Annotated in this window: 9 protein-coding genes; all 9 read left to right on the forward strand. The window is 32.0% G+C overall.

All coding sequences use genetic code 11. The features are described from left to right. The first annotated feature begins 177 nt into the window (after positions 1 to 177). The 9 genes from JBL43_RS18860 to JBL43_RS18900 all read left to right on the forward strand — a co-directional run bounded on the left by JBL43_RS18860 (position 178) and on the right by JBL43_RS18900 (position 15,525). Positions 178 to 4,269 (forward strand): hybrid sensor histidine kinase/response regulator transcription factor, encoded by a 4,092-nt coding sequence (locus JBL43_RS18860; RefSeq protein ID WP_198842920.1) that lies wholly within the window; start codon positions 178 to 180, stop codon positions 4,267 to 4,269. Between the two features lie 157 nt (positions 4,270 to 4,426). Next, positions 4,427 to 5,023: a hypothetical protein gene (locus JBL43_RS18865; protein ID WP_198842921.1), complete on the forward strand. Its 597-nt coding sequence runs from the start codon at positions 4,427 to 4,429 to the stop codon at positions 5,021 to 5,023. A gap of 85 nt (positions 5,024 to 5,108) precedes the next feature. Next, entirely contained in the window at positions 5,109 to 6,737 is a 1,629-nt protein-coding gene (locus JBL43_RS18870) for a hypothetical protein (RefSeq protein ID WP_198842922.1), read from the forward strand. Between the two features lie 94 nt (positions 6,738 to 6,831). Then, on the forward strand, positions 6,832 to 8,433 hold the full coding sequence (locus JBL43_RS18875) for a hypothetical protein (RefSeq protein WP_198842923.1): 1,602 nt from the start codon (positions 6,832 to 6,834) through the stop codon (positions 8,431 to 8,433). 120 nt (positions 8,434 to 8,553) lie between these two features. Then, positions 8,554 to 9,291 carry a methanethiol S-methyltransferase gene (mddA, locus tag JBL43_RS18880; RefSeq protein WP_198842924.1) on the forward strand — a complete coding sequence of 246 codons (738 nt, stop codon included), beginning with the start codon at positions 8,554 to 8,556 and terminating at the stop codon, positions 9,289 to 9,291. A 192-nt stretch (positions 9,292 to 9,483) separates the two neighbouring features. Next, the gene (locus JBL43_RS18885) at positions 9,484 to 10,017 is read left to right on the forward strand and encodes a nuclear transport factor 2 family protein (protein WP_198842925.1); all 534 of its coding nucleotides are present in this window, start codon (positions 9,484 to 9,486) and stop codon (positions 10,015 to 10,017) included. A gap of 268 nt (positions 10,018 to 10,285) precedes the next feature. Further along, on the forward strand, positions 10,286 to 11,272 hold the full coding sequence (locus JBL43_RS18890; RefSeq protein ID WP_198842926.1) for an alpha/beta hydrolase: 987 nt from the start codon (positions 10,286 to 10,288) through the stop codon (positions 11,270 to 11,272). Positions 11,273 to 11,328: 56 nt separating this feature from the next. Then, positions 11,329 to 13,059, forward strand: coding sequence for a tetratricopeptide repeat protein (locus tag JBL43_RS18895; protein ID WP_198842927.1), 1,731 nt, complete (start codon positions 11,329 to 11,331; stop codon positions 13,057 to 13,059). Between the two features lie 36 nt (positions 13,060 to 13,095). Beyond that, positions 13,096 to 15,525, forward strand: a complete 2,430-nt coding sequence (locus JBL43_RS18900; RefSeq protein WP_198842928.1) for a TonB-dependent receptor — start codon at positions 13,096 to 13,098, stop codon at positions 15,523 to 15,525. Positions 15,526 to 15,582: the final 57 nt, after the last annotated feature.

Below are 15,582 nucleotides of genomic sequence, written 5' to 3' on the forward strand. Positions count from 1 at the left end.
ATAAATTTCAGGCTTTTTTATGTGCATAAGGTAAGATAGGAAAAACCCCCTTATTATAAAGGGGTTTTTCCTATTATGCAATACTATAATTTTTAACTATCTTGTGAGTGTAAAATTAGTTGCTAATGTAAGGCAAATCAAAACTTGTATAAGATTTAAATATATCATTTTAAACCAATGTGCCATTTCCGAAATGACATTCGTAAATTAATCAAAAATCACTTTTACTATTATGTATTAATACTAGCATTTTTCTTCATTCATAATATTTCTTTTTCACAATCACAGCATCAACGAATTAAGTATTACACATTAGAAGATGGTCTATCGCAAGTATCTTCAAATGATTTGATATTAGATAAAAATGGATTTGTGTGGATTGCAACACAAGATGGATTGAATAGGTTTGATGGAAATAAGTTTGAGCACTTTAATCATGATGAACAAGATTCATTGACTATTTCTGGCAATCTGATCAATAAATTACATGAAGATGTAACAGGAAAGATATGGGTGGGTACTATTGGTAACGGTTTAAGTTTTTATAATCCCAAATTCGATATTTTTCATAGAATAAAGCTGGAAAATTCTTTAAGTGATAATGAGATTATTTCAGGGATAGATCAAGATCAAGATCATAATATATGGATTAGCTCCCGAATATCAGGGCTTCATAAATTAAGTCCAATAAGTGATAGTGCTTTTCAGCAAGAAAGCTATTTATCAAATAAAACCATAAATGGATTGCTGATTGATGAAGAAAATGTGCTGTGGGCTGGAGAATCAACTGGAAATATATATAAGTTAAACCTATCTCATAACAAGATTTCAAGCAAAGTACCAGAATTACACGTAGAAGGTAATGTGCAAGCTTTTCACAAAGTTGAGAATAAGTTACTTATAGGTAGTGATTTCGGCTTTTATATTTATGATATCAACAAAAGGAAAGCAAGTTTATTTGAGCTCCAGAAAGAGGATAATCGTTTTACGAAACACGTAATTGCCTTTCTTAAAAATGACGAAAGAAGTGTTTGGATTGGAACTGGTAATGGAGTTTATTTATTTGATTGGATTAATAATATCGTTATAAATAAGATTTTATATTCTAACGACTCAAAAGAAGGTTTAAGTAATGGAACTGTTCAAGCATTACTTAAAATTTCAAAAGATCAAATGTTAGTTGGCACAGCAAATTATCTTAATTTGGTTGATTTAACAGAGCCTTATTTTAAGAATATTTCAAAAAACATGAAGGGAAGTCATTTACTTAATGACAATGTGATTTTTTCAATTTTTAAAGAGAAAGATGATTTATGGGTCGGAACTTCAGATGGAGGATTGAATTTAATTCGAAATAGGAAATCCTATTATTTCACTGAAAATCAGAATAATTCGAATGGGATTTCAGGTGGGGTAGTTCGGGCAATTGTCAAAGATTCAATTAATCAAAGAATGTGGTTTGCAACGACTAGAGGTTTAAATATGATTGATTTAAAGACATTTAATCCCAATTATCCTAAATTTTTTGTTTTTCACCATAATCCTGAAAATGTGAATTCAATTAATGCTGATTTTTTAAAAGACATAATACTTGATAAGAATAATAATCTTTGGGGAGCCACCTATGGTCAAGGTATTTTTCGTTTAGAATATTTTAATGATAAGAAGTATAATATTTTTAGGTATCGCAACAAAAAGGGAGATAATAATTCAATGAAAAATGATTTTGTAAATTGTCTAAGAAAAGACAAAGAAAATAACATCTGGATTGGAACTCAAGGAGGTCTTTCAAAATTAAGTTTTGAAGAGCGAATGTACGAAAATCCAATATTTTCAAACTTTTCAAAAATTCAAAATGATAAAAACTCCCTAACTCATAATTCGGTTTATGATATTTTAATTGATAAAAATAATCGCATTTGGGTAGGTACAAGAAATGGTTTTAGTGAATATCTAGGTAATAATAATTTTAAATCATGGACAACTCAAAATCAGTTTAGTAATGCTGTGGTATATAGTATTCAAGATGATGTTAATGATAATCTTTGGTTAGGTACAAATGAAGGCATCGTGAAGTTTAACCCTAATGATAATAGTTTTAAACAATATGGTGTTGAAGATGGCATTCAGAGTAAAGAGTTTGATATTCATGCTAAGTTCAAGGATAAGGAAGGTGTTATTTACCTTGGTGGAATTGGCGGTGTTACTTATTTCAATCCTACTGAATTAGATGAAATAGACATCGCCCAAAAATTGTATTTTGCTAATCTAAAAGTAAAAAGTGAAGATATTAGTGTTCAAAATAAATCAAACACTCTTTTAAAACAGTCATTACAAAGTACAGACCATTTGGAGTTTAAACATGACCAATTTCCTTTTTTTATTCAGTTTTCTTCTATAGATTTTAGAATAAATAAAAGTGTAGAGTATAGATACAAATTACTTCCAAATGATACTGAGTGGAATAATTTAAAAGATCCAGAAATTCAGTTTTTAAATTTACCATCAGGAAAATATACCTTACAGGTTAATGGCTTTTCAAGAGGGGTAGAGTGGAACCAGCTTCCGTTAGAGATGAATATTACAATACTTTCTCCATGGTGGTCAACTTGGTGGGCTTACACTATCTATGCAGCTATAGCAATTCTTTTTGCGGATAGATTTTATCGTTTTCAACTGTCAAAGAAATTAGCTATAAATGAGAGCAATAGATTAAAAGAAGTAAGCGAGCTAAAAAACAGTCTTTACGCTAATATTACACATGAATTCAGAACACCGCTTACTGTAATTCTTGGTATGACAAATTCATTAAAATCAGATTTAAAAAATAAAAGTAAATCAGTTCAATCATTAGAGATGATAGAACGCAATGGTAAAAATTTATTATTATTAGTGAACGATTTACTGGATTTAGCAAAGGTAGAAAGTGGTACTATGGAATTAAAATTAATACAGGTCGACGTCATTCCGTTTGTGAAATATTTGAGTGAAAGCTTTCATTCTTTAGCAGAAAGCAAGAAAATAAACCTCACCGTTTATTCTGAAATTGATACGTTAGAAATGGATATTGATGTTAATAAGATGGCATCCATTGTGTCTAATTTACTTTCAAATGCAATAAAATTTACATCAGTTAATGGAAAAATAGTAGTGCATCTTAATAAAATCCAAAGCGATGATAAGCAAGTATTCATTATAAAGGTTCAGGATAATGGTTTAGGACTAGCCCAAGAGGATGTTGTCCATTTGTTCGAACGTTTTTATCAGGTAGATAATGAATCCGAAAAATATCAAGAAGGAACAGGTATTGGGCTTTCTTTAGTAAAAGAGTTTGTAGAATTAATGAACGGAACAATAGATGTAGCAAGTACTTTAGGTAAAGGAAGTACCTTTATAGTTCAACTTCCCATAAAAAATAATGCCATTAAAACAGTAGATGCTAAAATAGCAGTTGAACTACCCGTAAAAAAGGAAACGAATCACATAATTTTAAAACCAATAGTTTCAAATGAGACTTCTATGCTTCCATTGGTTTTAATTATTGAGGATAATGAAGATGTAGCCCATTATTTAAATACTTGTCTTAAAGGGAAGTATCGAACAATACATGCGATAAATGGAGATATAGGAATAGAATTGGCTTACGAAAATATACCGGACATTATTGTAAGTGATGTAATGATGCCTGGTAAAGATGGTTTTGAAGTCTGTGCAACACTAAAAACAGATGAACGAACAGATCACATACCAATAGTACTCTTAACCGCCATGGTTACAACAGAAGACCGTTTGACCGGACTACTGCACGGAGCTGATGCCTATTTGGCTAAACCTTTTAATGAAAAGGAATTATTCATTCGATTAGATCAATTGGTTTTACTCCGAAAAAAACTAAGTGACAAACTTCAAAAAGAGGGCTTAAACTCATTTTTAGATAAACAAATAGAAAGTCCAGAATCTAAATTTCTTCATAAGGTAAAACAATTTATAAATGAGGATATTAGTAATTCTGAATTTGGTTCCGTTAATCTGGCAAGTAAGTTGAATTTAAGCGAGTCGCAAGTCTATAGAAAATTGAAGGCCATTACAGATAAATCTACTGCGGTTTTTATCCGTTCTGTCAGATTGCAAAGAGCGAAAGAATTAATTCAAACTACAGACAAAACCATTTCTGAAATTGCTTATGAGGTCGGTTTTAACGATCCATCCTGGTTTAGTAGAGCCTTTAAGGATGAATTTGGCTTTGCACCTAGCGAAATTAATAAATAGCTGATTTTTAGTAAACTATTTGTGTTTTTCATGCTCCAATGCAATAATAGTACACGCTTTTCTTTCCCAATACATAATTATTCCTAAGCTTTGAACAAATAGTACAAGTATTAAAAATCAATGTACTTTACTTTAGCTCTACTATTAAAATAGAGTTATGGAAACTACAAAAGTACCAAGGTCAAAAACAAATCTGATTTGCATTGCTACGGCAATATTTGCTTCAACATATTTGTTGTCTTTACAGGCACAGGTGGTACGTGATCATAGAACTAAAAGTCAAATAGTCTATTTCGATGAAGCAGATGCCATTTTTGGCAAAAGAACCGAAATTAAAAATGCACATCCCACATTTAAAGTAACAGGTAAGATAAATACAATTACTATAACGCAAAATTTGAATGACGGGGATAATTCGATACATAAGACGAAATCTGGTAATTCATTATATGTAACTATAAAAAAGGGTGAGATAATTAAATTTGGTAGCGTTAAAGACAAAACTGAATACAAAAAAAAATCATTAAAAAAAGAAAGTAAAAAGACCTACTTAAACTGTACAACACTTTGTCTTTATCTTAAAGAGGAGACTTCAAAAGATTGTTTGATTATTTGCGATGTCGTTGATAGCTCAGCAAAGTATAATGCTGAGATTGAAGAGAAATTAGTAAAACCAAAAGAAATCCCTGTTGTTTATCCAATACCTATACCCTATCCAAATACTATTAAAGAGGGTAATAATAATCCATTTTAATCTATTCGAAAACCATAAGTGCTAAAGTTAACACTTTTAACAACTTATAAATTCTTAAAATTTTTTAACTAATAAATTTATAATTATGAAAATAGAAACGATTTTAAAATCAAAAAGAAACCTAATAGTGATGGCCATAGGTATTTTAGTCTTTAGTGCATCTATGCAGTCGCAAGTTACACGTGATCATAGAAATAAAGGAGGAGATGATCCTTTTACAAGGTTGAAGGCGGAAGCAAAAAGAACAAAAACTGAGAAATCTAATATGAAATCGGTAAAAATAACAGTAAATGATCCAAATTGGAAAGGTGAAACAAAGTCCAAAATTAAGTTCGTACCGTTTAAATTAGAAGATGATAAAGGAAGAGCCATTTCATCTGGAAAAAGAATTGTGTTAAAAAATGGTAAGGCAGCAACTGCCCAAGAGGTTATAAATGAACTAAATGAGATAGAAAAAAAACTTAACGCTAAGGGATATTCGTTGCGTAATAAGACTTCACCAATAATTTCAAAAACAGTAACAAGTAGTGCATATTTAGATGGTAAAAGAAAAATGGTTCCAAGATCTAAAGGTGTATTGAAAAAGGGAACTGTACTTAAAAACTATATGAGTTTAGAAAAAAAAGTAAAAATCGAATCGTCAACTTCTGGAGGACGAACAAAGACAATTACCCTAAAGCCATTTAGTATGTATACTGAACGTGAAAAAATAGAGGTTAATAAATACAATTATTTAACGGAGTCAGGTACTATAAAAGCGAAAAAGCAAAAAGGTGCTAGAAGATTCATAAATATTAAACCAAAACAAATAGGGAATCTTTCTCCAATTTCAGAATACAAGCCTTCTGATAAAAGAGCTAATTGGAATTTTGGTAACCCTAAAACGTTTCAAGCAAGTATAGAAGGAACATTACATCGTTACGCAAAAATTTATCCTTTTGACCCTAAAAATCCAGAAAAAAATAAGTCAGAGTTTAATGTTTCTGCAACAGGAAAAGTAAAAGGTACGCTCAGAGAGAATTCTATGGATATACTCAATGCATCATGTGGGTTCTATGTGCCATCTAATGAATCTAAAAAGATGAGGGCAAATATGCAAGTAAAAATTCTTGGAACAACAATTTTTAATAAAAGTACTTTACATTCACAACAAGCTTCATTTTCAAAAGTACATGCTAAAAGTTTTGATAATTCTTTTGAGATAGAAGTGCCAATAGTTGCGGGAATAGACTTTGTTGGCCTTGTTGGTATCAGAGGAGAAGTTGGTTTTGAATATAACGGTGAAATTCATAGAACAGTAGCAATGGTTAAAGGAAAACCAATTGTGAACTTGGAAGGCTATGGTAAAGCAGGTATTGAATTCTTGAAGGTATTTGGAGGTGGTGTTGAAGGAACATTATCCTTTATAAAAGGTGAATTAGAACTACAAGCATATTCTGGAATTTTTAATCAAAATTCTGAACAGATAGTAGTTGGCATCAATCATTATTTTGGATATGATATTAATATTTTAAAAGGTTCACTTAATGCTTATGCAGAAGTATGTGTACCTGAATTTGTACCCATTTATGGTGGAGATTGTAAACGTTATAAGCACAATTTATTTGATTGGGATGGCTTTAGCTCCTCCGGAACTGTTGATCAAGGAAGTGCAACATACACATTAGCAAATATTGCCAAATATGATGAAGAACTTGTTATAATAGGAAATTAAACATGAGGTTAAAAGAATCATGAAAAAGATACTACAATTTTTTGGTTGCCTACTTTTTTTATGTCTAATATTCGTTAGATGTAAAGGGAGTAAGGTGATTAATTCTTCAAATCAGTTTAATTACATATACAATTCTGAAAATTTTGGATTTAATGATATAAATAGACTATATAGTTCAGACACCGTAAATGCTGAGAAATCATTTTTTGAAAGTGAGACTTTACAAGATGCAGAAGTAACTGTAAGAAGTAATTTGACTCAAACAATTTTAAAACAAGATACTGAAGGTAAGTTGGTTTGTTACCAATTAATTAATCCATCCTTTATTCTTAAAAGTGGAGGGCTAATTACAGATACTAAATTTATTAGCAAAGAATTAGTAAAACCAGTATATGTTGAAATGAATAATCATGGGAAAATAGGATTAATTAGTACCGACTCATCAATGACTGAAATGGCAATTGGAATTCTCAAAGATATTATTAGTAGAACACAGTTTGTATTACCAGTAGAAAAAGCTAAAAGTTGGAGAACTACAGAGGAAAATACAAATGGAACATACACAGCCAATTATCGAATTTTAGAATCGAACTTAAAAGGTAGGGTTTATGAAAAAGAAATTGATAAGTACCTGAAATATAAGTCAAAAAGGAAAAATCAAAATATTTATACTGATAATAAAACGACGATAGAGACCGATGATGATGATGGTATAATTAAATCTATTAATACATCAGAAGCACAAGTAGTGCTTAATAATGCAGATACGATAAGTGCTTCTGGTACTAAATTATCTATTGTGTTATTATCAGTAGTTAAGGTGAAAAAGAGAGCAATTAATGAGTTTTTAAAAAATAAAACTTCAAGTAGGTACAAGAACAAAACAACAATAAGTGCTCCTATTTCATCAGAAAAAATAACTAAAATGGTTTATGCCGGAATATTGGGCTCTGATAATTGGCAGCAATTACTCCAAAGGTTATCTGCGAAAAGCTTAACAAAGAAAGAAGAAGATGTTTTAATTGAAAAATTGAGTGCTATGTATTATTTAGAACCTGAAACATGTAAAAAAGCAGTTTTTTTTCTAAAAAATGAATCCTTTAACGCTACCATTTCTAAGGTACTTTTAAAAGCATTATCAATAACAGAAACAGAGGGTGCTACAAATGCTATGGCTCAAATTATAGAGATTAACAATACAAATGAAGAAGTGTTAGAAGAATTGCTACCTGCATTGGCAACAACTTCTAAGCCAACCAGTGAGGCAACAGATATCATTAAATCATTAGCATTTGAGAAAAAAGTCACTCAAAATAATTTTATTAAATCAACGGCACAATTAACACTTGGAGGAATGGCAAAACAATTTTTGAAAATGGATTCTTTGAAAGCTAAAACATTAACTAGATACCTTATCGAAGAAATGAAATTTGAAAAAGATACAATTCAACACCTTTTAGTGCTGGGTAATACTGGGTCAACTTTAATTTTACCATTTATTAAGTCTTTGGTTGAGAGTTCTCAAACTTCCGAAAAAGTAAAGATTGAAGCGGTTTCTGCTTTGAGTCTAATTAACTATAAACAAGTCTCTATATACTTAAAAAAAATGCTAAAACATAAAAATGTTGCAATACAGAATAAAGCAGCGGAAGTTATTGCTTTTCAGAAAAGCAGTTTTGTGAAAATCGAGAACTAGACATGAGGTATTCACAAATACTACTAGTTAATGACGAAATAATGAAAGTAGTTTCTTGTATTATATTTTAACATTGTGATAAATAAATCAATTTATACAAACCATTAAACCATAAATAATATGAACAAAATACTCGTCGTCCTTTACGGAATCGTAGCTTACATCATTTTCCTAATTGCCTTTTTATATGCTATTGGCTTTGTTGGAAACATTGTTGTCCCTAAATCAATTGATTCAGGGGTGGAAGGTCCGTTATTACAATCTGCCCTTATAAATATTGGTTTGCTTAGCCTATTTGCCATTCAGCATACTATAATGGCACGTCCTGCCTTTAAAAAGTGGTTGAGTAATTATGTAAATCCCGCTATTGAACGCAGTACATTTGTTTTACTATCTAGCCTTATTCTATTGTTGATGTATTGGAAATGGCAACCTATGACGGAAATTATCTGGGAAACTGAAGGTACAATCGCATCTATTATAACCGTTATGTTTTATTCAGGTTGGTTAATAGTACTCTTATCAACCTTTATGATCAGTCATTTTGAGCTATTTGGACTTACCCAGATTTATGAGAATTTTAAAGACCGAAAATTGACCTATCCACCTTTCCAGATAAATTATTTTTACAAATTAATAAGACATCCAATGATGTTGGGCTTTATTATCGCCTTTTGGGCGGCTCCAACGATGACAGCTGGACGGCTTTTATTCGCAGTTGTAACCACAGCATATATCTTCGTTGCGGTCAAATTCTTAGAAGAAAAAGATTTAAAAAAGTTAATTGGAGAAGAGTATGAAACGTATCAAAAAGAGGTGCCAATGATAATTCCATTTACAAAAATTAAAAAAAGTTGAATGCGGTTGTTTTGAATCTATGTTGATATTTTGAAGATATGAATTAACCAACCTGATAATTATTAGATGACTTTTGGACAATTATAATATAGTTCCGTCCTAAATGACTTGATTATTAAATTGATAATAATTAGTTTAATATCCTTAAGAATCCAATAACCAATTTTACAAACTATATAAAACTTACTATTTATGAAAACAAAACTAACATTAGCATCAATTATTATTTTCGGATTATTAATAATAGGATGTAAAGAAAAGGAAAAGGAAAAAGAACAAAAAGTAGCAGTTGAAGAAGTTAAAATTGATTTAGTACAAGATGAGTTTCCAGAAGCAAAAAAGGAAATTGTGGAAACCTTTGGAGCCATTGCACAAAGTTTAAAGGATGGTGATATGGATAAATTAATTTCTTTCCATGCCTATGGACCAAAGTTTACTGAATTTAAAGATGGTGCACCACGTAATGGGGCAGAGGCAAATGAAACTTATGAGCGTGAAGTTTTTGGGGGTGTTACCGAAGTTGTAAAGTTTGATGCAAAAGACATGCAAATTGCAGTTTATGGAGACGTCGCTAATGTTACATTTCATTCCGATTTTCAATTGAAATTCGGAGAGGATCTCGTTGTTGTTAATGATCAGATTAGCTTGTTGTTTGTTAAAACTGACAAAGGATGGAAAATAGTAAGTGAACACCATTCGCCATTGAAGAACGAGCAAGAAAGTTAAAAGAAGAATTTGAGAGGGCTTTGGGACAATTATAACCCATCCTCGTCCTAAATGATTTGACTATTAAATTAATTATGAAGAAACTAAGTTAAGGTAAAAAAAGAGAATTAGACTTATTAATTAATGGAAAACCCTTAATAACAGCTGAATTTCCTAATTGGAAATGTTATACTATAAAACATGTTTAACTCAACAAAAAAAAATTATGAAATATTTACTATCAGTGTTATTCATAATGTCAATGTTATATTCGGTTCAGGGACAAAATATGTCTGGCAAAGTTATTTATGACCGCCTCTATTCCAAGTCTTTGGAAAATAATGGAGGAGAAAATCCAACCAGGAGGGTAACAATTTATCTTCCACCAGATTATGATGAAACAACTAATCGGTATCCTGTAATCTATTATTTGCATGGATTCACATGGAGTGATAGCCTTCAAGTTGCTTATGACCATTTTGATAAATTGTTGGATAAAGCAATAATTAAAGGAATTATAAAACCTGTTATTGTAGTTATGCCAGATGAACATACTCTATATCGGGGAAGTTGGTATACTAATTCATCCTTGACAGGAAAATGGGCCGATTTCACAGGTATCGACTTAGTTACTTTTATTGATAAAAAGTATAGGACGTTGCCCAATTGGGAAAGCCGTGGTGTTGCAGGTCATTCCATGGGCGGACAGGGGGCGATAAAGATGGGAATGCTTTTTCCCCACGTTTTTTCAAGCGTATATGCCCTTTCACCAGCAACTTTGGGCATTGCAAAAGAAATTGGTATTAAGGGAGAGGTATATAAACGAGTTCAAGAAATTAAAACAAGGGAAGAATTGGTTACTGGATGGGATAAGTTTTATCCAAATGCAATAGTAGCAATGGGGCGTACTTATTCTCCAAACCTAAATAACCCGCCTTTTTATGCAGATCTACCATTTACCTATAAAGGAGACAGCTTGATTATCAATAATGAAGTGTTGGAGCTATGGCATAAAAAATCAGTTATTGGAATGGCAGATAAATATGTTGAAAGTTTAAGAATGCTCAAGGCTTTAAAATTGGACTGGGGAAGAAATGAATGGAGCCCACATATTCCTTTAACTTGTCGAATTTTTAGTCAAAAGTTGGAAAATTGGGGAGTCAATCATTATGCAGAAGAATATATTGGAACACATGGAAATAAACTATGGACCGATGATGGAAGAGCTTTAAACGATATGCTACCTTTCTTCGATACTTATTTGGAATTTGATTAGCGTAAAATAAACTACAGCATCTTAATATATTGTAATTAATTGATTAATATAAAATTATGAAAACAAAAATAAATTATATTTTATTTAGCTTTATGCTATTGCCAATAGCTTATTTTTTAAATATAACATTTTCAGAAATTACTTCAGAGAGACCAGCCACGGCAGGATTAAATTTTATTAAATGTACGTCAACTAAGTATTTATTGACAGACATAGACACTACAAGACAAATCTCTCCACTTTTTGAAAATTTGGGAAATCTTAATTTCACTATTAGCACCAAAAATGAGCGGGTGCAAGCCTTTTTTAATCAAGGAATGAAATTGAGTTACGCTTTCAATCATGCAGAAGGACATCGTTCTTTTTTGGAAACGGCTCGGCTAAGCCCTAACACTGCCATGGCGTATTGGGGACAAGCATTTGCATTAGGTCCAAATATAAATGACCCACTACCAGATGGTGAACGGAAACAAAAAATAAATGAGGCAATGGACAAAGCCTTACAGTTATTGTCTAAGGCTAGTCCCAAGGAAAAAGCATTGATTAATGCATTATCTGCAAGATATAGTACTGATTTAACAAAAGATGTTGCTGAACTGAATATGGCCTATATGAACGCTATGAAAAAAGTGGTTCAACGATATCCTGGAGATGTAAATATTCAAATTTTGTATGCGGCATCAATAATGAACACAGTGCCTTGGAATTATTGGGATAAAGATGGAAATCCATCTCCAAATATTAAAGAAGCCAAAGTAGCTCTTGAAAAAGCAATGGAGCTTGAACCTGAAAACCCTGGTGGGCATCATTACTATATCCATATGGTAGAATTACCTTATCCAGATATGGGTGTAGCAAGTGCTGATAAGCTTGTTACTTTAATGCCAGGAGCTGGTCATATTGTTCATATGCCTTCACATATTTATATTAGAGTGGGAAGATATTTAGATGCTGTTAAAGTGAATCAAGCCGCAATTTTGGCAGATGAAGATTATATTTCACAATGTTTTGCTCAAGGTATATACCCTTTGGGTTATTACCCACATAACATTCATTTTTTATGGTCATCAGCTAGTTTACTTGGAGCTAGTGATATTGCTATAGATGCGGCCAAAAAAACCGCTGAAAAAGTACCAACGGGAGAATTAGAAACCTTAACTTTTTTACAAGATTTTGCGGCTACACCGTTATTAGCATATACGCGGTTTGGAAAATGGAATGAGATTTTGACGATACCTGCTCCTAATCCGAAAATTAAGCATTTGAGTCTTATGCAGCATTACGCTCGTGGAATTGCTTTTGTAAGAAAAGGGAATATAAAGGAGGCTCAAGAAGAGTTGGATGCTATTGCTGTACTTAAGAAAGATCCTGATTTAGAAACATTAGTAGCCACTGCAAACAATGCATCCATCCATGCCGCTAATATTGCTTTTGAAGTGGTGGCAGGAGAGTTAGCAGCATTAAAAGGTGATTATTCAACATCAATAGAACACCTTAAAAATGCTGTAAAATTTGAAGATGGGTTAACCTACACTGAGCCCGCTGCTTGGCATATACCCACACGTCAAAATTTGGGAGCGGTGCTATTGAAAGCTGGAAAATTTTCTGAAGCTGAAATAATATATAAGGAAGATTTGAATATTTTAAGACAAAACGGATGGTCTTTAACTGGCTTATATCATAGCTTAAAAGCTCAAGATAAAATGGGAGAAGCAAAAAAGATAAAAGAAGAATTTGAAAAGGCATGGGAACATGCCGATATTGAAATAGAAAGTTCTGTGTTGTAATTATGACATCGGAAAATAGAAATTAAAACATTGAACATGGAAAAGTTGAAATTAACAATTCTAATACTCTTTACGTGTTCAATGTATTGTTTTTCACAAGCTACATATACCATTTCTGGTTTAGTATCGGAAGCGAATGGAAACGGATTGCCATTTGCAAATGTTTTATTGCTACAATCATCAGATTCTACATTGGTGAAAGGAATTGTTACATTGAATAACGGAAGTTACACCTTGGACAATATCAATCAAGGCGAATACCTAATTATGGTTAGTATGGTTGGATTCCAATCAGCCTATTCAAAACCTTTTAATCTAAATACTGCTTATAAAGTGGAACCTCTTGTCTTGATTGAAGGTGAGGCACTTGATGAGGTAGAAGTGGTGGCTAAAAAGCAATTGTATGAACAAAAAATTGACAGGATGGTTATAAATGTATCTAGTAGTATTATTGCTACTGGTTCATCAGCTTTAGAAGTGCTTGAACGTTCTCCAGGTGTTATTGTTGACAGACAGAATAACGCTATATCTTTAGTCGGAAAAAACGGTGTAGTTGTCATGATTAATGGAAAAGAAAGTTATATGCCTGCATCAAGTGTGGTGCAAATGTTGCAAGGGATGAGCTCTGATAATATTGAATCCATTGAATTGATAACCACACCACCCGCTAATTTTGATGCTGAGGGGAATGCAGGATTTATAAATATCGTATTAAAAACGCTTACAGATGTTGGGCTGAACGGTTCCTATTCGTTTTCTTTTGGTGTAGGTAACGGAAGTGTAACTTCTGATAATATTAGTTTTAACTATAGAAAGAATAAAATCAACATCTTTGGCAATTATTCTTTTTTTAGACAAACACAAGGACAACTATTTGAATTTGAGAGGCGTTTTACGAACGAAGATGGTATTCCTGTAAATGTAGCCACAGTATCTGACAGAGATCCAAATCTAAATTATCATAATATTAGGTCTGGCCTAGATTATCAGCTGTCCGATAAATCTGTTATTGGGCTTCTACTTTGGGCAAGTGATAGTAAATGGACCATGGATGCAACTAATATGAGTCGAGAGTTATTAAATGAAAGTCCCAATTCTTTTATAGAACTATTAAATAAGGAAAGAAACCAACATAAACATTTTGGATCAAATATTAACTTTAAACATAGTTTCAAAGAAGATGCTTATATCAGTATTGATTTAGATTATTTAAAATATGAAATTGAAAATCCTACAAATTATACCAACAGTTTTTTTGATGAAAATAATAATTTTTTAAGGAAAGAATTTACCAAAAGTGATAAATACAACCCTATTAACATTGCCGTTGGCAAAGCCGATTATAGTAGTCAAATTAGTGATAAAATAAAGTTGGGAATAGGGCTAAAAGCAGCTTTTAATAATTTTGATAATGATGTGGTTGTGGGTACTGTTGAGGGGCAAAATTTTATCGAAGATCCTGAATTGACCAACATCAGTAAATTAGAAGAACGGATATTGGCTGGTTACAGTAGTATTGACTACACCATAAACGACATAATAAGCCTGCAATTAGGCTTGCGATATGAACATACCGACTCGGAGTTGAATTCTGACAAACAAGGTAAAGTGGTGGATAGGGCTTTTGGCGAATTTTTCCCAACAGCATATCTCTCGTATAAAGTTAACGATAGTTTGAATTTTAATGGTTCTTATTCAAGACGTATCACTAGACCAACATTTAATGATATGGCTCCATTTGTAATTTTCTTTGACCCAGGCACTTTTTTTAGTGGAAATGCTTCTATCCAACCTGCCATTTCAAATTCCTTTAAATTCGATGTTAATTACCGGTCTATGATTCTTTCAGCACAGTATACCATAGAGGATGGAACTATTTCAAGATTTCAATCCTCTTTTGACGAAGAAAATGAAAGATTGGTTTTTGCGGCGGCAAACATAGATAGGACAAAAATATTCTCCTTAACATTAGGGATTCCAATAACCGTAACGCACTGGTGGAAAATGCAGAACAACTTTATATTTTCAAATACCAAATTTTCAAATACCGTAGATGGCTCACTTTCTAATTTTGAAAAAAATACAATAAATATCAATTGCACGCAGTCATTTACCATGGCAAAAAACCTTACTTCAGAAATTAGTGTAAATTATAACAGCCCAAGTTTAAACAGTTTTATAGGCACTTCCACGTTAAAAAGTATTTATGGAATAAATCTTGGGATTCAAAAAAAGTTTGGTGATAAATGGGGTACACTCGGATTTAAGGTCAATGACTTGATGGATTCAATGAAATGGGAGGTAACCAACAGTGTTCCTGAGCAAAACCTGAATACAAATAGTACCTTCGATTTTATGAACCGTACCTTTATGTTGACCTATTCAAGAAATTTTGGAAATAAAAAACTAAAATCCGCACGTGAAAGAGATACAGGGGCAGAAGAGGAAAAAAAGAGGTTAAATTAGTAACAAAAAAGCCTGAAATATTTAATTTCAGGCTTTTTCTATATTTATTTTTACTAC

The organism is Aureibaculum flavum (genome assembly GCF_016406085.1).
Lineage (GTDB): Bacteria > Bacteroidota > Bacteroidia > Flavobacteriales > Flavobacteriaceae > Aureibaculum > Aureibaculum flavum.